Below are 17,944 nucleotides of genomic sequence, written 5' to 3' on the forward strand. Positions count from 1 at the left end.
CGCCCTGTCGCGCCCGCGCTCGCGCCCCACGACGGTGCCCGTGTTCCGCACGACCCCTGCGGAGCGGTCGTGACGTTCACCCGCCTCGCAGCCCTGCCCCACCGGCACGTGCTCACGCTGCCCGCCGTGCCCTCCGCGGTCCGTACCGCCAGGCAGACGGCCCAGCAGGCCCTGACCGAGTGGGGCATAAGCCTGCGCCACCCCACCGTCGACCCGGCCCTGCTGATCCTCGGCGAGCTGGTCACCAACAGCGTCCGGCACGCCGCGGCGCTCTCCCCGCAGCTGACGGTCGTCTACGCGGCCGGCGAGGACACCCTGGCCCTCGCCGTGCACGACCGCCATCCGTATCAGCCCCTGCTGTACGGCGCGGTCGCCGGCGGGACGGGCGGGCTGGCCACCGTCATGGAGCTGACCCTCGGTCTCGGCGGCACCGCGGTCGTGCGCACCGACGCCGACGGCCGGGGCAAGAGCATCTGGATCACCCTTCCCCTCTGACCGGACGCAACCGGACGCGACCGGACGGCGAGGACCGGTCCACGGCCCCGTGACGTCCCGTACGGAGTTGCTAATCTTGGCAATTGTCGATGTTGTCACCGCTCTGCGCGGTGCTGTGAGCGGGTGGATGCGATGCGCCGCGGACCGGCCGGTACGGCCGTGCTGCTCCGTCGGGAACGCCAGGAACACCGGGAACGCCGGGAAGTCGGGAAGGGGACGGCACGATGAGTACGCCGCTGTACCAACTGAAGGCCGAGTTCTTCAAGACGCTGGGCCACCCGGCGCGCATCCGCGTCCTGGAGCTGCTGAGCGAACGTGAGCACGCGGTGGCGGAGATGCTGCCCGAGGTGGGCATCGAGCCGGCCCACCTGTCGCAGCAACTCGCCGTGTTGCGCCGGGCGAACCTGGTGGTGACCCGGAAAGAGGGCTCGACCGTGTACTACTCGCTGACCAGCCCGTACATCGCCGAGCTGCTCCGGGTCGCGCGGACCATCCTGTCCGGGGTGCTGGCCGGGCAGGCCGAACTGCTCGCCGATCTGCAGGCCGCCCGCACCCAGGGGGGACCGCCGTCCTGACGGCGGCCCTCAGAACCGCTGACAGAACCACCGACGGAATCGCCGGCAGAACCGGCGGCCGCCGACCGGCCTCACGACCACTGCGCCCCGTACCCGGGCACGCGCTCGGCGCCGTCCGGCCACAGCACCTCGACGTCGACGCCGTGGCTGCGCGCGTAGGCCACCAGGTGGGCGGTGGTGTCACGGCCGTTGGAGGCCGTACCGTCCCAGATCGCCACCATCTCGGCGCAGGCCCGCAGCACGCGCTCGTCCGCGCCGATGCAGGCGTCCCGGTCCGCCGGGTCGTACTCCAGCAGCCGTACCCGCTCGGACAGCAGCAGCAACTCCCCGGCGGCCAGCCGGTCCCGCTCCCGCCGCAGCGCGGGCATCCGGTTCGGCGTGGGCACCACGGTGACCAGCGCCGGCCCGGCCCTCTTCGCGGCCCGTCCGAAGACCACCGGCAGCCCCTGCCCGGCCCGGACCAGACCCGTGCGGCCGGCCTCTGCGCACCGGGCCAGCCGGGTGCGCAGCTCCTCCTCCAGCAGTGCCAGGGTCCAGGGCGCGAGATCCGGGTGCCCCACAACAGCGATCAACTCGGCAGTCCTCTCTCCGCGTCGGCATGCCGCCCCGGCAGCCGGCCGCTCCCCGATCCGGCCCGATCCCGACGAAGGACCCCACGTCACGAAAGACCCCACGTCCGTCGAGCCACGACCAGGGCGGTCCGCCCGCCGGGAGGGACGCGTGGCCACGCACCGGCTCCGCGTCGGACCCCAGCCTCTTCGGCGCGCGGGCGCTTCCCCCAGGGCCGTTCGGCCCCGGGTGGGGACCGGAGGGCCCGTGCCGCGCCCGACCGAGCCCGGCCCGTGCCGCGCCCGACCGAGCCCGGCCCGGGGCGGCCGCGCCCGGCACCGGGCGTCCGCACGGAGGCCGGCGGCACCGGTCAAGGGACGCCGGGGCGGGAGGCGCCCCGGCTCAGCGCACCCGTCCCCGCGGCTTGAGCGGGGTCGCCGGGAGGTCGGGGGCCCGCAGAGGGGGGCCGTCGTAGCCGTGGACCTCGCCGAAGCGGGTGCCGGTCGTCCAGTCCTGGCGGGCCTGTTCGATCTCCTCCTGGGTGCGGGCGACGAAGTTCCACCACATGATCAGTTCTTCGTCGAAGGGCTCGCCGCCGAGCAGCATCACCGCGGCGTCGGACTCGGCGCGCAGGGGCAGTTCGCGGCGGCCGCAGCCGAGGTAGAGCATGGAGCCCGGCAGCACGGGGACACCGTCCACTTGGACCTCGCCGGACATCGCCAGGACGCCGTACTCGAAGTCGGGGACGAGCGGGAGCCGGACGTCGGCGCCGCGGGTGAGCGCCAGGTCGGCGCCCACGATCGGGGTGTACGCGGTGCCGGGCGAGGTCACGCCGTCCAGGTCGCCCAGGATCACGGTCGCGGTGAGGCCGGGGGCGGTGACCGCGGGCAGCGTGGCGTGGTGCTCGAAGTGCGGGTCGGTGTGCCGGTGGGCGTCGGGCAGCGCGACCCAGAGCTGGGCGCCGTGCAGCGTGGGGGCGTGCGACCTGGGGCTCTCCTCGGAGTGGCTGATCGCCCGCCCCGAGGTCATCAGGCCCAGTTCGCGGGGCCGGATCGTCTGGAGGCTGCCGGTGGAGTCGCGGTGCAGCACCTCGCCCTCGTGCAGCCAGCTGACGGTCTGGAGACCGATGTGCGGGTGCGGCGGGACCTGCATGCCCGGCTCGTCGGCGATGTCGTCGGGGCCGTAGTGGTCGACGAACGCCCAGGCGCCGATCATGCGCCTGCCGAGGTTCGGCAGCAGCCGGCGCACCTCGGTCGACTCCCCGAGCCGGACGTGCCGGGGACTCAGCAGTTCCCGCACGGGCTCGGCGACGACGAATCCGCGTCCGCCGCACAGGCTGGGCACGGGCGCACGGTCAAGGTTGCTCATGACCCACAACCTAACGCGTCACCGGTCGGTGAGGGCGGCGGCGAGTTCCCTGCTGGCGCGGACGATCTCGTGGTCCGGTTCGTCGAGCAGGTGGCGCAGGACGCCGCGCTGGGCGCGGACGGCGTGTCGCGCGTCGCGTTCCCATTCCACGTACCTCTCGCGGTGGCGCAGCAGCTTGGGGTAGGCGGCGGCGGTGGTCTCCCACTGCCGGGCGTCCGCGATGCTCCTGAGCAGGTGCAGTATCTCGACGCGGCAGCTGACCTGCGGGAGCCGGACGAGTTCCCAGAGGAAGGGCACCGTGGCGGCCGTCGCCTGGCCCACCACGAAGCCGTACTGGCAGATGCGCCGGCGCAGTTGGCCGAGCGCGGGCCCGGCGGTGTCGGCGTCGCCGCGGGCGACGGTGGTCAGCAGGACCGGGATGGCTTCGGCGGACCCGGTCGAGTCGGCCATCTCGGGCCAGGGGACGTCTCCCAGGTCCTCGAGCGGCGTGGATCCCTTGATGGCGGTCATGTCAGCTGTGGGTGCGGGTCGGGAGCATGGCCCAGACGGTCTTGCCCACGGGGCAGCGGCGGGTCCAGCCCCAGTGCTCCGAGAGGGCCTCGATGATGTGCAGTCCCCGGCCGTGCTCCAGCAGGGCGTCCCCGGCGCGCGGGTAGACGGGCAGGTCGTCGCTCGGGTCGGTGACGGCGCACACCAGGTGGGAACGGCGCAGCGAGAGCCTGAGCCGCACGGCCGCGGTCTCCTCGGAAGGGTCCGGCAGGGCGTGCAGGACGGCGTTGGCAGCGAGTTCGGTGACGACGGTGAGGGCGTCGTCGGCACAGTGCTCCAGGGACCAGCCGTCCAGGGTGCGGTGGGTGAAGTCCCGTGCTGCGGCGAAACCCTCCCGGCAGCCCGAGAGGTGCAGCACGGCCGTTCTGGGCGAGTCGCGGACGACGGGCTCGTGACTCCGGAACTGCGCAGGTGATGGCACGGCATCTCCCTGAGGCAACGTCAGTACGGGGCGGGGGAAGTGCGGTTGACGACAGGGCTATTATCCACGCTGACGATGTCCTCGTGCAATTTCACGGGAAATTGCGCGTACTAGCGAGGAGAGTGCTGTGTCGTCAGTGCCTAACGGAGTCCGGGCGAGCGCGCTCGGTGCCCGCTGGATCAAGAGCAGTCACAGCAATGCCGAGGGCAACTGTGTCGAGGTGGCCGTCCTGGACGGGGGAGGGGTCGCGATGCGCAACTCCCGTGACCCGGAGGGACCGGCGCTGGTCTACACGCCGGCCGAGGTGGCGGCGTTCGTGGCCGGGGCGAAGGACGGGGAGTTCGACCACCTGCTGTGACGGTCTCCGGCCACCGGTGCCGGAGCGGCGCGGACGGACCCAATTCCCCTGCGGCGTGCGGTCGGTGGCCTTCTGGTGCGACAATGGGGTCCGTCGTCCGCACGTCAACGCAAGCCGGAACGGGGAGTCAGGATGTCTGCCGAGTCGCCTCGCGTCTCCCGCCTCGAACCGTATCTGAACCGGGCCGAGCCCGCCCCGACCTTGCTGAAAATGCTGGTCGGCGTACAGCTGGCGGGCATCCGCGAGAGTGCCGGGCTGTCCCAGGACCAGGCCGCGCGGTCGCTCGGGTTCAGCCCGGCGAAGCTGTCACGGATAGAGGCGGGCAAAGGGCGCCGTCCTCCCACGGAGACCGACGTCCGCGCCCTCCTGGACCTGTACGGGACGGACGCCTACGAGGCCTCCGTCCTGCTCCAGTTGCTGCGGCGGGCGGGGGAGCCGGGCTGGTGGCAGCGGTACGACAAGCGGCTGATGCCCGAGTGGTTCGACCGTCTGGTGGGGCTCCAGGAGGCGGCCACCGCCATCCGTACCTTCGAGATCCAGTACGTACCGGGGCTGCTGCAGACCCCGGCGTACACCCGGGCCGTCGTCGAGCGCGGCCTGCCGACGGCGCCCGTCCGTGAGGTGGAGCGCCGGGTGGAGCTGCGCATGCGCCGCACCCAGCTCCTGGAGCGGCCGGACGCCCCGCAACTGTGGGCCGTCGTCGACGAGTCGGTGCTCCTGCGGGTGCTCGGCGGCCGCGAGGTGATGCGGGAGCAGCTCGACCACCTGGTGCGGATGGCCTCGCTGCCCCATGTGACCGTGCAGGTCGTGCCGTTGGACGTCACCCACGCGTCCGCGCCGGCGATCCCGGTGACCTATCTGCGGTTCGGCGGCTCCGACCTGCCCGACGTCGTCTACCTCGAGCAGATCAGGAGCGCCACCTTCCTGGAGGACCAGGACGAGACGGAGGAGTACCGGGTCACGCTGGACCGGCTGGCCGACGAGGCGCTCAATCCGCGCGAGTCCCTCGCGCTCCTGCGCGAGACGGCGGAGACCCGTTACCGGACCCCCTGACCCCGGACGCCGCGGTCAGGGGGTGACGGCGTCGGTCAGGGGAGCCGGGCCACGCCGCCGAACTCGATCCACTCCTGGGTGAGCTGACGGGGCGCCACCTCGGTGTCCGGCCGCCAGGTGGAGACCTCCACCAGACCGGGGTCGAGGATCTCCAGGCCCTCGAACAGCGCTTCCATGTCCTTCTCCGTGCGCACCCGGCCCCAGTGGCCCTGCGTGGCCTGGTCCATGAAGTTCGTGACGAACTCGCGGACCTCCGGGTCCTCGCTGACCAGTTGGCACATCACCAGGAAGCTGCCCGGCGCGAGGCGCTCGGCCACCCGCCGGACCACGGCCGGCGGCCCGTCGGTCTCACTGTCCGGGATGCAGTGGAAGACCGAGTTGAACAGCACGGCCACCGGCTCCGAGAAGTCGATCAGGCGCTCGGTGTCGGGGTGGGTGAAGATCGCCTCGGTCTCGCGCATGTCGGCGTGTATCACCGTGGTGCGATGGTCCTGCTCCAGCAGGGCCCGGCCGTGGACGAGCACCATCGGATCGTTGTCGACGTAGACGACGTGTGAGGTCGGGTCGATGCCCTGCGCGACCTGGTGCACGTTGTTCTGCGTGGGCAGACCTGACCCGTGGTCGAGGTACTGCCGTATCCCGTACTCCTGCGTCAGGGTCCGTACGACCCGCTGCAGGAAACGCCGGTTGTTCAGGGCGAGGGCGCGCGTGCTGGGGACGACCTTGTCGAGTTCCTCGCACGCCGCGCGGTCCGCCGCGTAGTTGTCCTTGCCGCCCAGATAGTGGTCGTACATGCGCGCGGCTGTCGGAACCGTGGCATCGATCGACGTGGACAGCTGCTTGCCAGACTGCATCTCATCCCCCAGTGCGGGCCCGCGCCGAGGGCTGGCGCGGTCGGCAACCCATCCTAGGGACAGGGCAATTGGCGATGCCACCCCTTGATCCCCCCGCTTCCCGTGAAGAACGGCGGGTCCGGGCAGCTTCTGGATTTCCAGTCCAATGCTTGGATCTGTGGTCTAATGGAGGGGTGTGACACAGGGGATGGAACACAAGGAACGGAACACGGAGGGGAAACCGCACGGTGGACGAGGACTCCCGGACCGAAGACGCCCGCGATGCCGAACGGGACGCCGTCCTGCGCGCCCTGGTGCCCGTCGTGGACGGCGTCGCCGCCACCTTCGGGCCGGTGTGCGAGGTGGTGCTGCACGACTACCGGCGTCCGGAGAACTCCGTGGTCGCCGTCGCCGGGGAGGTGACCGGACGGGCCGTCGGCGGTGCGATGAGCGAGATCGGCCTGCGCGTCCTCGCCCGCGGTGACGACGCCGACGACGAACTGAACTACGTCACCCGTACCGCCGGCGGCCGGACGGTGAAGTCCTCGACGATGGTGCTGCGCGACTCCGCCGGCACGGTGTTCGGCGCCCTGTGCGTCAACGTGGACGTCACGGAGGTCGGCCGCGTGCAGACCCTCCTCGCCGCACTGGCCGGGGCCGCCGGCCCGTCCGCGGACGCACCCGTGACCACCTTCGGCGACGACATCGACTCCGTCGTCGACACCCTCCTCGACGCCCACCTGCCGCGTGACCGGACCTGGGCCGGCCTGGAGCGGCCCCGGCGCCTGGCCCTCTTCCGCGCCCTGGACGAACGCGGCGTGTTCGCGGTGCGCAGGGCGATCGAGCAGGTCGCCGCCCGCCTCGGCATCTCCCGCGCCTCCGCCTACAGCTACCTCTCCCAGGCCCGGACGGCCGCCGGGCCCGGACACCGTCCCACCTCCGAGGGAGCCCGCCCGTGACCACCGCACCCCCGCCGATCACCCTGGACGACGTCCGCGACGCGGCCGCCCGGCTGAAGGGCGTCGCCCACCGCACCCCCGTCCTTCGCTCCCGCACCCTCGACGCGCTCGTCGGCTCCGAAGTCCTCCTGAAGTGCGAGAACTTCCAGCGGGTCGGCGCCTTCAAGTTCCGCGGCGCCTACAACGCCGCCTCCCGGCTCACCCCCGCGCAGCTCGCGCGCGGCATCGCCGCCTACTCCTCCGGCAACCACGCCCAGGCCGTCGCCCTCGCCGCCCGGGAACTGGGCACCACCGCGGTGATCGTCATGCCCGACGACGCCCCGCGCTCCAAGCGGGAGGCGACCGAGGGGTACGGCGCCGAGATCGTGACCTACGACCGCTACGGCGGCGACCGGGTGGCCATCGCCGAGGCCCTGGCCGCCGAGCGGGGCCTGACCGTCATCCCGCCCTACGAGCACCTGCACGTCATGGCGGGACAGGGCACCGCGGCTCTCGAACTCTTCGAGGAGGTAGGCGAGTTGGGGGCGCTGCTGGCGCCGGTCGGCGGCGGCGGGCTCGTCGCGGGCAGCGCCACGGCGGCCAAGGCGCTGTACGAGGGGATCCGGATCGTCGGCGTCGAGCCGGAGGCCGGCGACGACACCAGGCGGTCGCTGGCGGCGGGGCGGCGCGTCGAGATCCCGGTGCCGCGCACCATCGCCGACGGCCAGGCCCTGCACACGCCCGGTGAACTCACCTTCTCGGTGAACCGGCGGCTCGTCGACGAGATCGCGCTGGTCTCCGACGACGAGATCCGCGCGGCCATGCGGTTCGCCTTCGAACGCCTGAAGATCGTGGTCGAGCCGAGCGGCGCCACCCCGCTGGCCGCCCTGCTCTCCGGCCGGACCGGGCCCCTGCCGGACCGGGTCGGCGTGATCGTCTCGGGCGGCAACATCGACGCCGGACGCTTCGCACGGCTCTGCGGTGAAGGCGCGCGGGACGGCGCCTGAGGAAGATCCACGAGGACGCCCGGAGACACTCGGAGACGCCCGGAGACGCCCGGGGGCGCCGGATTCACCCGAATGGCGGCCCCCGGGTCGCGGGCGGAGGATGAACGTGTGGGGACCGGTCCCCACCGGTGACGTCCGGTGCCGCCGGGGAGACCGTCCCCGGCCGCGGTCGAGCGCGGCCGGAAGGGAGGAGCGCGATGCTGGAAGTGAAGACGCTCGACAAGCCGGACGAGCGACGCGATTTCCCGCAGGGGCACCTCGAAGCCGTCCACATGTCGGGCCTGGACTTCGCCGTGGCGACCTTCGAGCCCGGCTGGCGCTGGTCCGAGTCGGTGGCACCGATCGCCGGAACCGAGAGCTGCCAGGTGCACCACAACGGCTACGTCGTCCAGGGCCGCATGCGCATCCGTATGGACGACGGAGCCGAGAGCGAGGTGGGCCCCGGTGACGTGTTCGTCTGCTCGCCCGGCCACGACGCCTGGGTGGTCGGCGACGAGCAGGTGGTGGCGTACGACTTCGCCGGGCAGATGGCCCAGGAGTACGCGAAGGCCGACTGAGACCGGCCCGGCAGCCGGACCGGTAGCCGGACCGGGAGTCAGACCGGGAGGATACGGCTGACCAGGGCGCCGAGCTGGCGAGCGGTGCGGCACTCGTGCATCGCGACCAGCTCGGCGTAGTCCGGGGCGGCCGAGTCCCCCGTGCCCCACTGCGCGCGCGGCTCCGGATTCAGCCAGTGCACCCGGCGCGCCCGCGCCGCGATCCGCCGTACGGCGGGCAGGTTCGGGTCGCTCATGTTCGTGCGGGCGTCGCCGAGCACGAAGACCGTCGTGCGGGGTCCGACCGCCGCTCCGTACCGTTCGGCGAACTCGCCCAGGGCGACGCCGTAGTCGCTGCCGCCGTGCCAGCCGGTCAGTGTCGCCTCCGCGCGGATGCGGGCACCGAGGCCCTCCGGGTCGGCCGCGCCGTGCCGGAGCAGGCCGGTGACCTCGTCGACGCGGTTGACGAAGGCGAACACCCGTACCTTGGCGAACTGGTCGTGCAGCGCCTGCACCAGCAGCATCGTGAAGTCGGAGAACCCCGACACCGAGCCCGACACGTCGCACAGCAGCACCAGTTCGGGCCGGGCCGGACGCCGGCGCCGCAGCACCGGACGCATCGGCACCCCGCCCGTCGACAGCGAACCGCGCAGCGTGCGCCGCAGATCGATCGAACCGCGCGCGGCCCGGCGCCGGCGCGCCGCCAGCCGGGTGGCCAGCTTGCGCGCCAACGGGTGCACGGTGCGCCGCAGTTCCGCCAGCCGGTCACGGCTCGCGTACAGGAAGTCGACCCGGTCCGCGGTCGGGGCCACCGCCCGCCGGGCGATCTCGTCCCGGCCCCGCCGCTCGGCCACCCGCCGCCGCGCCTCCGCGGCGACCAGCGCCCGGAAGGCCTCGATCCGCCGCCGGACCTCGTCCTCCAGCAGCCGGTCGGTGAACCCGGCGTCCCCGCCCCGCCGCCGCACCTCGTCCCTGACCCGGGCCAACAGGGTCTGCGGGCGCAGCCGGTCCAGGGTCTGGTGCGCCGACCAGCCGTCCGACCCCGGTGAACTCCCGTACCCGCCGAGGCCGTCGACGGCCTCGATCGCCAACCGGGCGGTCAGGGACGCGTCGTCGTCGGCGAGGGCGGCCGCGAGCCGGTCCCGCAGGTCGTCCCGGTCGGCGGGCGGCACGGGCCCGGACCCGCCGACCCCGACGCCGTACGGGAAGTACAGGTCGAAGACCGCGTCGAACACCCGCCGTTGGTCCGCGGAGTGCAGCAGCGTCGCGGCCAGCCCCTCGCGCAGCAGCGCGCGGTCGGTGAAGCCCAGGACGGCCGCCGCCCGTGCCGCGTCCACCGTCTCGCCGGTGCCGACCCGCACCCCGTGCGCGCGCAGAGCGGCGACCAGGCCCGTCAGCCTCTCCGCCACCTCCGTGCCGCCGGTCACACGGCGTCCAGGTCGAGCTTCGCGGCCGCCTTGAGGACGTCGTCCTGGTGCTTGAGGATCACGCCGAGCGTGTCGCGCACCAGATCCGCGTCGAGTGCGCCGGCGCCCAGCGCGAGCAGGGTGCGCGCCCAGTCGATCGTCTCCGCGACGGAGGGCACCTTCCGCAGGTCCATCGCGCGCAGCGCACCCACCACCCGGACGACCGACTCCGCCAGCGCCGCGTCGATGTCCGGCACCTTCAGCCGGACGATCCGCCGCTCCAGCTCCTCCTCGGGGAAACCGATGTGCAGGAACAGGCAGCGGCGGCGCAGCGCCTCCGACAGCTCACGGCTCGCGTTCGAGGTGAGCACCACGAAGGGGCGGCGGGTCGCCGTGATCGTGCCCAGCTCGGGGACGGTGACCTGGAAGTCGCTGAGCACCTCCAGAAGCAGGCCCTCCACCTCGACGTCGGCCTTGTCGGTCTCGTCGATCAGCAGCACCGTCGGCTCGTCGCCGCGGATCGCGGTGAGCAGCGGGCGGGGGAGCAGGAACTCCTCGCTGAAGATGTCCGTACGGGCCTCGTCCCACGTCTCGCCGCGCCCCGCGCTGATGCGCAGCAACTGCTTGGCGTGGTTCCACTCGTACAGCGCCCGCGACTCGTCGACCCCCTCGTAGCACTGCAGGCGCACCAGCCGGGCCCCGGCCACCTGGGCGACGGCCTTGGCGAGTTCCGTCTTGCCGACCCCGGCCGGCCCCTCCACGAGAAGCGGCTTGCCGAGCCGGTCGGCGAGGAAGACGGTGGTGGCGACGGACGGCGAGGCCAGATAGCCGGTCCCGGCGAGGCGGGCGGAGACATCGTCGACGGACGTGAACAACGGGGCCTCCGGCGGTCGGGTGCGGGCGGAGCGGGGTCCGGGCACTATCTAAGCGCTTGTTCAGCACGCTTGTCACCCGGTCGGCGCCGCTTGTCACCGGCTCCGCGCCGCTCGCCGCGCGGTCGGCACCGGACCCCGCGCGGTCGGCACCGGACCCCGCGCGGTCCGCGCCGCCCGGTGCCCGGGCCGCGTTGTCGGTGCCTCCCGGTAGCTTGCGCTCATGGGCGTCTACCTGGTGAGCATCGACGAGCGGGAATGGTTCAGCGGGCCCGCCGAGCACGACGAGGACGACGAGTCGGGCGGACGCGGTGCCCTCGCCGCGGCGCTCGACGACGAGCTGCGGCGCCGCGGACTGCCGCCCTACCGGCCGGGGTCCGGACCGGCGGCTGGGCGCGGCAGGGGCGGGGGCGGCCGGGGCGGGCGCGGCAGGGGCGCGGCCGGCTGGTTCGAGGAGAAGGCCGCCCCGCCCATGACGGGGTTCGACGCGTTCTGCCGGGACCGGCTGACGGAGGCCGAGCGCGACGCCCTCTACGGCTGGACCGTCCTGGTGCCCCTGTCCCTGGAGGAGCCGATCACGCTGCCGTTCGGCTCCGCCCACACCGACGAGACGGTGATCGCCGGCGCCCCGCAGGCCCTCGCCGTCGGCGAGCGGCTGGCCCGGATCCTCGGCCTGCCCCTCGACGCGATACCGGCGACGGGCGCCAACCTCGAACTGAGCCTGTGGTTCACGCAGGACGGGGCGCGCGTGACCGCCGCCGCGAGACCGGGCCCGTGGGCCGGCGACCTCGACACCGCCTTCTACGCCGCGGTGTACCTGCGCGCCGCCCAGTACGCCCTGCGGCACGGCTGCCCGATCACCTACAGCTGACCCGCGCCGGTCACCGACGGGACACGGCCGCGTGCCGCCGTGCCCGCCCACCGTGTGACCGGCCCCGCCGCGGGCACTCGGGGCCCATGGAACAGCAGGCGGAGATTCACGGGTCGTACTGGCTGCACACCGTCCCGCCCGGTGATCCGGCGCCCCCGCCCCAGGGGCCGCTCACCGTCGACGTGGCCGTGGTCGGCGCGGGCATCGCGGGGCTCAGCACGGCCCTGGAACTGGCCCGGCGCGGCCGCTCGGTCGCCGTCCTGGAGGCCGACCGGATCGCGGCCGGCGTCACCGGCCACACCACGGCCAAGCTGAGCGCCCAGCACACCCTCGTCTACGACCACCTGCGGCGCACCCGCGGCCCCGAGGGAGCCCGGCTGTACGCCCGCTCCCAGTCGGACGCCGTCCGGCACGCCGCGGCCGTCGCCGAGGAACTGGGCGTCGACTGCGAGTGGGAGGACGCGGCCTCCTACACCTACGCGCAGGACCCCGCCCGCACGGACCTGCTGAAGGCCGAGGCGGAGGCCGCGAGCCAGGCGGGGCTGCCCGCCGAGTACGTGACCGAGACCGAACTGCCGTTCCCGGTCGCGGGCGCCGTCCGGGTCGCGGACCAGGCGCAGTTCCACCCCCGCAAGTACCTCCTGGCCGTCGCCGACGCCGTCCGGCGCCTCGGCGGCACCCTCCACGAGCACAGCCGCGTCACCGGCCTGAACGAGGGCGACCCCTGCGAGCTGACCGTGGAGTCCCCGCAGTCCGTGACGAAGGTGACCGCCCACGCCGTCGTCGTCGCCACCCACTACCCGGTCTTCGACCGCGCGCTCCTGTTCACCCGGCTCTCCCCGCGCCGCGAACTCGTGCTGGCCGCGCCGGTCGACGCCGGCCGCGCGCCGCACGGCATGTACATCACCCCCGAGCTGGGCACCCGCTCCGTGCGCACCGCCCCCCTGCCCGACGGCCGGCGGCTCCTCGTCGTGACCGGCGAGCACTTCACGCCCGGCGCGGGCGGCGACGTCGAGGAACGGTTCGGCAAACTCGCCGGCTGGGCCACCGAGCACTTCGGCGACCTCACCTTCACCCATCGCTGGGCCACCCAGGACAACGACTCCACCGACTCCGTCCCACTGGTCGGCCCCCTGCACCCCGGCAGCCGCAACGTCTACGTGGCCACCGGCTTCGGCGGCTGGGGCATGAGCGGCGGCATCATGGCGGGCCGGCTGATCGGCGACCTGATCACCGGGCAGGACTGCCCCTGGAGCGACCTCTACGACCCGCGCCGCATCGCCTCCGTCGTCCGTGAGGGCGCCACCTTCCTCAAGCACCAGGCCGAGGTGGCCCGCCACTTCGTGGGGGACCGGCTGCCGACGGGGACCGGTTCGACGGTGGACGGGATCGCCCCCGGCGACGGCGCGGTCGTGCGCGTCGCCGGGGAACGCCGCGCCGTCCACCGCGACGAGGCCGGACAGCTGCACGCCGTCTCCGCGCGCTGCACCCACCTGGGCTGCCTGGTGGCGTTCAACCGGGCGGAGCGGGCCTGGGAGTGCCCCTGCCACGGCTCCCGCTTCGACGTGGACGGCAAGGTCATCCAGGGACCTGCCCAACAGCCGCTGGAGCGGAAGGAGTTGTAAGGCGGCTACTCAGCCGACCAGGATCACCTCCAGGGTGCGCGGGCCGTGCACGCCCTCCACCCGGTCGAGTTCGATGTCGCTGGTCGCCGAGGGGCCGGAGATCCACGTCAACGGGCGTGCCGGGTCGAGCCGTTCGAGCGCCTGTGGGACGGAGGCGACCACCTGGTCCGGGACGCGCACGACGCAGATGTGGTGGTCGGGGACGAGGGTGATGCGGCGGCGTCCCTGGTCGGGGGAGCCGTCCAGGACGATGGTGCCGGTCTCGGCCACCGCCACCGCGCACGCCGTGACCACGCTGTCGATCCGGTCGAGTTCGTGCGGTGTGCTCGCGGCGGTGTCCGGGAGCCGCTCGGCACCGGTGGCCTCGAGCCAACGGGTGTCCAGACCCGGCGGCACGAGCACCGTCCTCGCGCCCCGCGCCGCCAGTGTTCCCGCGATCGTCGCCGGCAGGTCCTCCTCGGTGCAGCGGTGCACGACCGCCCGGTAGTCCGCCAGGTTCTCGGCGAGCAGCTCCACTGTCTGCGCGACGCTCCGGTCGCCGTGCTCGCGCAGGTAGTCCCGCCCCACGGCGTCCTCGTGGTCCTCGTATGGGGAGTCGTCCCGCGGCACGTCGGCCAGCGCGCGCCGGACCCGGCCCAGAATCCGTTCCCTGCTGCTCACTTCGCGGCCCCCTTGCCGTCGTTCTTGCCGCCGTTCCCGCCGTGCGTGCGCTGCCACCAGTCGCGGAAGGGCTCCGCCGGTACGGCCGGGAGGTCCCGGGTGCCGCTCCACGCCCTGCCGGGGCCCGGCAGCGAGCGCGGATGCAGCCGGCGGGTGCGGGAGGCGAGCCGCTGTCCGGCGCGCAGGGCGCCGGGGCGGCCGAACGCCCAGCGGGCCGCCCGCATCGCCGCCCGCTCGGCGGCGTGCCCCTTGGCCGGCTTCAGCACCGCCTTGTTGCCCTCCCGCGTCACCGGCCCGCCCTGGACGACCCGTTCCCGCAGGTGCACCAGCACCTCGGGGATGTCGATGGCGACCGGGCAGACCTCGTAGCAGGCGCCGCACAGCGAGGAGGCGTACGGCAGCGAGGCGTCGATCTCGCTCTGCGTGCCCCGCAGCTGGGGGCTGAGGATGGCGCCGATCGGCCCCGGGTAGACCGAGCCGTAGGCGTGCCCGCCCGCCCGCTCGTAGACGGGGCAGACGTTGAGGCAGGCCGAGCAGCGGATGCAGCGCAGGGCCTGGCGGCCGACCTCGTCGGCGAGGGTGTCGGTGCGGCCGTTGTCGAGGAGGACCAGGTGGAAGGTCCGCGGGCCGTCGCCGTCGGTGGTGCCCGTCCACGTGGAGGTGTAGGGGTTCATGCGCTCGGCGGTGGAGGAGCGGGGGAGGGTCTGGAGGAAGACCTCCAGGTCGCGCCACGACGGCACGATCTTCTCGATGCCGACCACCGAGATCAGCGTCTCGGGGAGGGTGAGGCACATCCGCCCGTTGCCCTCGGACTCGACGACCACCAGGGTGCCGGTCTCGGCGACCATGAAGTTGGCGCCGGAGACGCCCACCTTGGCCCGCAGGAACTTCTCGCGCAGGTGCAGCCGGGCCGCCTCGGCGAGTTCGGCCGGCGTGTCCGTCAGCCCCTCGGGTGCCGGGCGCCCCCACTCGCCCATCTCGCGGGCGAAGATGTCGCGGATCTCCCCGCGGTTGCGGTGGATCGCGGGGACGAGGATGTGCGAGGGCCGGTCCTTGCCCAACTGCACGATCAGCTCGGCGAGATCGGTCTCGTAGGCGCGGATGCCCGCGGCCTCCAGGGCTTCGTTGAGCCCGATCTCCTGCGTGGCCATGGACTTGACCTTCACGACCTCCGACTCACCGGTCTCCTCGACCAGCCGGGTGACGATCCGGTTGGCCTCGTCGGCGTCGGCCGCCCAGTGCACGGTGCCGCCCGCCGCCGTGACGGACTGCTCCAACTGCTCCAGGTAGTGGTCGAGATGACGGAGCGTGTGGTCCTTGATCCGCTTGCCGGCCTCCCGCAGCTCCGCCCAGTCGGACACCTCGGCGACCGCCGCCGCGCGCTTGGCGCGGATGGTGTGCGTGGCGTGCCGCAGATTGCCGCGCAGCGTCGTGTCGCCGACCGCCTCGTGGGCGGCCTTCGGGAACGCCGGCATCCCGAGATACGTCCCGCTCATACGGCCGGTTCCTCCTTCGTGCTCGCCAGGATCTCCGCGATGTGCACCGGCCGCAGACCGGAGCGGAGCCGGCTCATGGTGCCGCCGATGTGCATCAGACACGAGTTGTCGGCCGCGCACAGCACCTCGGCGCCCGTCGACTCGGCGTTGCGGACCTTGTCCGTGCCCATCGCCGCGGAGACGTCGGCGTTCTTCAGCGCGAAGGTCCCGCCGAAGCCGCAGCACTCCTCGGCGCCGGGCAGCTCGACCAGCTCCAGTCCCTCGACGGCCCGGAGCAGCCGCCGGGGCCGCTCCCCGAGACCGAGGCCGCGCAGCCCGTGACAGGTCGGGTGGTAGGTCACGGTGTGCGGGTAGTACGCCCCGACGTCCGTCACGCCGAGCACGTCGACCAGGAACTCGGTCAGCTCGTACGTCTTCGGCACCACCGGCGCCAGGGCCGCGGCGAGGGTGTCGCCGCGGCCCTCGGCCCGCGCCCGCTCACCCATCCGCGGATACAGCTCGCGCACCATCGCCCCGCACGACCCCGACGGCGTCACGATCGCCTCGTACTCCCCGAAGACGTCGGAGAAGTGGCGGGCGAGGGGTTCGGCCTCGTGGCGGTAGCCGGTGTTGTAGTGGGCCTGGCCGCAGCAGGTCTGGGCCATCGGGAAGTCGACCTCGACACCCAGTCTGGTCAGCAGTTTCACCACGGCGCGGCCGGTGTCGGGATACAGCGTGTCGTTGACACAGGTCAGGAACAGTGCGACACGCATCGCGGCTCCTCGGGGTCGGTCATCGGATGGGTGCAGGGTAGTCCGGCGGCCGGACGGGGGGCCGGGCCGCGGCTCACGCGTGGCGGGCCCGGACCGGAGCCGGGGCCCGCCACGCGGTGAGCCCCGGCCCGGGCGCCGGCTCACCGCGGGGCGAGCCGGGCCTGCGCGTCCCGCCAGCGGCCGGTGCCGCCCCGCGGTTCGTAGCGCGTCAGGTGCTGGGTCCTGACGAGCAGCCCGCGCATGTCCTGCCGGTCGCCGACCAGGCCGTGCGCCCTGGCCTGGACGAGGACGTTGCCGAGCGCGGCGGCCTCCGTCGGACCGGCCACCACCGGCAGCCCGCAGGCGTCGGCGGTGAGCTGGCACAGCAGCGCGTTGCGGGTGCCGCCGCCGACGATGTGCACGACGTCGACGGGGTGGCCGGCCAGCCGCTGGGCGTCCTCGACCGCCCGCCGGTGGGCGAGCGCGAGGGAGTCCAGGATGCAGCGGGTGACCTCGGCGGGGGTGACCGGCACCGGCTGCCCGGAGGCGCGGCACGCCTCGGCGATCCGCTCCGGCATCCGGCCCGGCGCGAGGAACGCGGCGTCCCCCGCGTCCACCACCGACCGCAGCGCCGGCACCTCGGCGGCGTCGCGCAGCAGCCCGCTCAGGTTCGGGTCGCCCCAGGCCCGTACGCACTCCTGGAGCAGCCACAGCCCCATGATGTTGCGCAGGTAGCGGACCGTGCCGTCCAGTCCCAGCTCGTTGGTGAAGTTGGCGGCGCGGCTGTCCTCGGTGAGCACGGGTGCGTCGAGTTCCAGGCCGGCCAGGGACCAGGTGCCGGTGCAGATGTAGGCGAAGCGCTCGCCCGTGGCGGGCACGGCGGCCACCGCGGACGCCGTGTCGTGCGATCCGACGGCCGTCACCGGCACGGGCCCGGCCAGCCCGGTCTCCTCCAGCACCTCCGCCCGCAGCACGCCCGCCGCGTCCCCGGGCCGCCGCAGGGGAGCGAACAGACCGAGGTCGATGTCCAGCCGAGCGGCGAGGTCGTACGCCCAGTCGCGGGTCCGGGGATCGACGAGCTGGGTGGTGGAGGCGTTGGTCAGCTCGGTGCCCTGCTCGCCGGTCAGCCAGTACGACAGCAGATCGGGGATGAGCAGCAGCCTGCGCGCACAGGCCAGTTGACGGCTGTCACGGGCCGCCGTGAGCTGGTACAGCGTGTTGAACGGCGCGTACTGCAATCCGGTCGCCGCGTACAGCTCGCCGGCCGGGACGCTCGCCCACACCTTCTCCGGGACGCCCTCGGTGCGGGTGTCGCGGTAGTGCACCGGGTTGCCCAGCAGGGCCCCGTCGGCGTCGAGCAGGCCGTAGTCCACGGCCCAGCTGTCGATGCCGACGGAGTCCACCTGGCCGGCGGCCCGCAGCCCCTCCAGCACCCCGGCGTACAGCCCGAGCACGTCCCAGCGCAGGCCTTCCGGCACGCGCACGGGCCGGTTGGGGAAACGGTGCGCCTCGGTCAGCTCCAGCGTGTCCGGGCCGACGCGGCCGACCATCACGCGCCCGCTGGAGGCGCCGAGGTCGACCGCGGCGTACGACCGCACGGC

Annotated in this window: 20 protein-coding genes; 9 read left to right on the forward strand and 11 right to left on the reverse strand. The window is 73.6% G+C overall.

The genetic code is table 11. The features are described from left to right. Nucleotides 1–69 precede the first annotated feature (69 nt). Both ACH4N1_RS19475 and ACH4N1_RS19480 read left to right on the forward strand, forming a co-directional pair. Nucleotides 70–495 carry an ATP-binding protein gene (locus tag ACH4N1_RS19475; protein ID WP_398098563.1) on the forward strand — a complete coding sequence of 142 codons (426 nt, stop codon included), beginning with the start codon at nt 70–72 and terminating at the stop codon, nt 493–495. Nucleotides 496–719: 224 nt separating this feature from the next. After that, the gene (locus tag ACH4N1_RS19480) at nt 720–1,070 is read left to right on the forward strand and encodes an ArsR/SmtB family transcription factor (protein ID WP_398098564.1); all 351 of its coding nucleotides are present in this window, start codon (nt 720–722) and stop codon (nt 1,068–1,070) included. 71 nt (nt 1,071–1,141) lie between these two features. Here the strand turns inward: ACH4N1_RS19480 and ACH4N1_RS19485 are convergent, their stop codons facing one another. From ACH4N1_RS19485 to ACH4N1_RS19500, 4 genes are all read right to left on the reverse strand, one after another. Next, a complete protein-coding gene (locus tag ACH4N1_RS19485) occupies nt 1,142–1,642 on the reverse strand; it encodes a hypothetical protein (RefSeq protein WP_398098565.1) in 501 nt (166 codons plus the stop codon). 379 nt (nt 1,643–2,021) lie between these two features. Then, nucleotides 2,022–2,987, reverse strand: coding sequence for a pirin family protein (locus tag ACH4N1_RS19490; RefSeq protein ID WP_398098567.1), 966 nt, complete (start codon nt 2,985–2,987; stop codon nt 2,022–2,024). Between the two features lie 18 nt (nt 2,988–3,005). Continuing rightward, complete coding sequence (locus tag ACH4N1_RS19495) at nt 3,006–3,497, reverse strand: hypothetical protein (protein WP_398098568.1); 492 nt, start codon at nt 3,495–3,497, stop codon at nt 3,006–3,008. A 1-nt stretch (nt 3,498) separates the two neighbouring features. Further along, nucleotides 3,499–3,957, reverse strand: a complete 459-nt coding sequence (locus ACH4N1_RS19500; protein WP_398098570.1) for an ATP-binding protein — start codon at nt 3,955–3,957, stop codon at nt 3,499–3,501. A 127-nt stretch (nt 3,958–4,084) separates the two neighbouring features. Between ACH4N1_RS19500 and ACH4N1_RS19505 the strand changes: the two genes are divergently transcribed. Further along, complete coding sequence (locus ACH4N1_RS19505; RefSeq protein WP_382781285.1) at nt 4,085–4,315, forward strand: DUF397 domain-containing protein; 231 nt, start codon at nt 4,085–4,087, stop codon at nt 4,313–4,315. Between the two features lie 132 nt (nt 4,316–4,447). Then, on the forward strand, nt 4,448–5,368 hold the full coding sequence (locus ACH4N1_RS19510; protein ID WP_398098572.1) for a helix-turn-helix domain-containing protein: 921 nt from the start codon (nt 4,448–4,450) through the stop codon (nt 5,366–5,368). 35 nt (nt 5,369–5,403) lie between these two features. On the opposite strand, the gene ACH4N1_RS19515 is transcribed toward ACH4N1_RS19510, so the two are convergent. Further along, a complete protein-coding gene (locus ACH4N1_RS19515) occupies nt 5,404–6,222 on the reverse strand; it encodes an SAM-dependent methyltransferase (RefSeq protein ID WP_398098574.1) in 819 nt (272 codons plus the stop codon). Nucleotides 6,223–6,449: 227 nt separating this feature from the next. On the opposite strand from ACH4N1_RS19515, the gene ACH4N1_RS19520 reads away from it, so the two are divergent. From ACH4N1_RS19520 to ACH4N1_RS19530, 3 genes are all read left to right on the forward strand, one after another. After that, on the forward strand, nt 6,450–7,160 hold the full coding sequence (locus ACH4N1_RS19520) for a transcriptional regulator (protein WP_398098576.1): 711 nt from the start codon (nt 6,450–6,452) through the stop codon (nt 7,158–7,160). Then, on the forward strand, nt 7,157–8,146 hold the full coding sequence (locus ACH4N1_RS19525; protein WP_398098578.1) for a pyridoxal-phosphate dependent enzyme: 990 nt from the start codon (nt 7,157–7,159) through the stop codon (nt 8,144–8,146). The genes ACH4N1_RS19520 and ACH4N1_RS19525 overlap by 4 nt, the downstream gene beginning before the upstream one ends. Before the next feature lie 197 nt (nt 8,147–8,343). Beyond that, nucleotides 8,344–8,703 (forward strand): cupin domain-containing protein, encoded by a 360-nt coding sequence (locus ACH4N1_RS19530; RefSeq protein WP_398098580.1) that lies wholly within the window; start codon nt 8,344–8,346, stop codon nt 8,701–8,703. Between the two features lie 38 nt (nt 8,704–8,741). On the opposite strand, the gene ACH4N1_RS19535 is transcribed toward ACH4N1_RS19530, so the two are convergent. After that, nucleotides 8,742–10,109, reverse strand: a complete 1,368-nt coding sequence (locus ACH4N1_RS19535; protein ID WP_398098582.1) for a VWA domain-containing protein — start codon at nt 10,107–10,109, stop codon at nt 8,742–8,744. Next, nucleotides 10,106–10,963 carry an AAA family ATPase gene (locus ACH4N1_RS19540; RefSeq protein ID WP_398098584.1) on the reverse strand — a complete coding sequence of 286 codons (858 nt, stop codon included), beginning with the start codon at nt 10,961–10,963 and terminating at the stop codon, nt 10,106–10,108. Before ACH4N1_RS19540 ends, ACH4N1_RS19535 begins: the two co-directional genes overlap by 4 nt. A gap of 220 nt (nt 10,964–11,183) precedes the next feature. Here ACH4N1_RS19540 and ACH4N1_RS19545 point away from each other — a divergent pair, with 220 nt between their 5' ends. Then, the gene (locus ACH4N1_RS19545) at nt 11,184–11,831 is read left to right on the forward strand and encodes a hypothetical protein (protein WP_398098586.1); all 648 of its coding nucleotides are present in this window, start codon (nt 11,184–11,186) and stop codon (nt 11,829–11,831) included. A gap of 86 nt (nt 11,832–11,917) precedes the next feature. After that, nucleotides 11,918–13,456, forward strand: a complete 1,539-nt coding sequence (locus tag ACH4N1_RS19550; protein WP_398098588.1) for an FAD-dependent oxidoreductase — start codon at nt 11,918–11,920, stop codon at nt 13,454–13,456. A 9-nt stretch (nt 13,457–13,465) separates the two neighbouring features. On the opposite strand, the gene ACH4N1_RS19555 is transcribed toward ACH4N1_RS19550, so the two are convergent. The 4 genes from ACH4N1_RS19555 to ACH4N1_RS19570 form a co-directional block, all read right to left on the reverse strand. Continuing rightward, nucleotides 13,466–14,116 (reverse strand): lactate utilization protein C, encoded by a 651-nt coding sequence (locus tag ACH4N1_RS19555; protein WP_398098589.1) that lies wholly within the window; start codon nt 14,114–14,116, stop codon nt 13,466–13,468. Continuing rightward, complete coding sequence (locus ACH4N1_RS19560) at nt 14,113–15,612, reverse strand: LutB/LldF family L-lactate oxidation iron-sulfur protein (RefSeq protein ID WP_398098591.1); 1,500 nt, start codon at nt 15,610–15,612, stop codon at nt 14,113–14,115. Before ACH4N1_RS19560 ends, ACH4N1_RS19555 begins: the two co-directional genes overlap by 4 nt. Beyond that, nucleotides 15,609–16,364 (reverse strand): (Fe-S)-binding protein, encoded by a 756-nt coding sequence (locus ACH4N1_RS19565; RefSeq protein ID WP_398098593.1) that lies wholly within the window; start codon nt 16,362–16,364, stop codon nt 15,609–15,611. The genes ACH4N1_RS19560 and ACH4N1_RS19565 overlap by 4 nt, the downstream gene beginning before the upstream one ends. A 140-nt stretch (nt 16,365–16,504) precedes the next feature. Beyond that, nucleotides 16,505–17,941: a rhamnulokinase family protein gene (locus ACH4N1_RS19570; protein WP_398098595.1), complete on the reverse strand. Its 1,437-nt coding sequence runs from the start codon at nt 17,939–17,941 to the stop codon at nt 16,505–16,507. Between the last annotated feature and the right edge of the window lie 3 nt (nt 17,942–17,944).

Source organism: Streptomyces sp. NPDC017202, assembly GCF_044331705.1.
In the GTDB taxonomy this organism is placed as follows: domain Bacteria; phylum Actinomycetota; class Actinomycetes; order Streptomycetales; family Streptomycetaceae; genus Streptomyces.

Excerpts from the sequence above, each read along its gene's own strand:
- ACH4N1_RS19480 (WP_398098564.1), top strand. The coding sequence starts at position 720 with ATGAGTACGCCGCTGTACCAACTGAAGGCCGAGTTCTTCAAGACGCTG.
- ACH4N1_RS19490 (WP_398098567.1), bottom strand. The coding sequence starts at position 2,987 with ATGAGCAACCTTGACCGTGCGCCCGTGCCCAGCCTGTGCGGCGGACGC.
- ACH4N1_RS19495 (WP_398098568.1), bottom strand. The coding sequence starts at position 3,497 with ATGACCGCCATCAAGGGATCCACGCCGCTCGAGGACCTGGGAGACGTC.
- ACH4N1_RS19510 (WP_398098572.1), top strand. The coding sequence starts at position 4,448 with ATGTCTGCCGAGTCGCCTCGCGTCTCCCGCCTCGAACCGTATCTGAAC.
- ACH4N1_RS19515 (WP_398098574.1), bottom strand. The coding sequence starts at position 6,222 with ATGCAGTCTGGCAAGCAGCTGTCCACGTCGATCGATGCCACGGTTCCG.
- ACH4N1_RS19530 (WP_398098580.1), top strand. The coding sequence starts at position 8,344 with ATGCTGGAAGTGAAGACGCTCGACAAGCCGGACGAGCGACGCGATTTC.
- ACH4N1_RS19545 (WP_398098586.1), top strand. The coding sequence starts at position 11,184 with ATGGGCGTCTACCTGGTGAGCATCGACGAGCGGGAATGGTTCAGCGGG.
- ACH4N1_RS19550 (WP_398098588.1), top strand. The coding sequence starts at position 11,918 with ATGGAACAGCAGGCGGAGATTCACGGGTCGTACTGGCTGCACACCGTC.
- ACH4N1_RS19560 (WP_398098591.1), bottom strand. The coding sequence starts at position 15,612 with ATGAGCGGGACGTATCTCGGGATGCCGGCGTTCCCGAAGGCCGCCCAC.
- ACH4N1_RS19565 (WP_398098593.1), bottom strand. The coding sequence starts at position 16,364 with ATGCGTGTCGCACTGTTCCTGACCTGTGTCAACGACACGCTGTATCCC.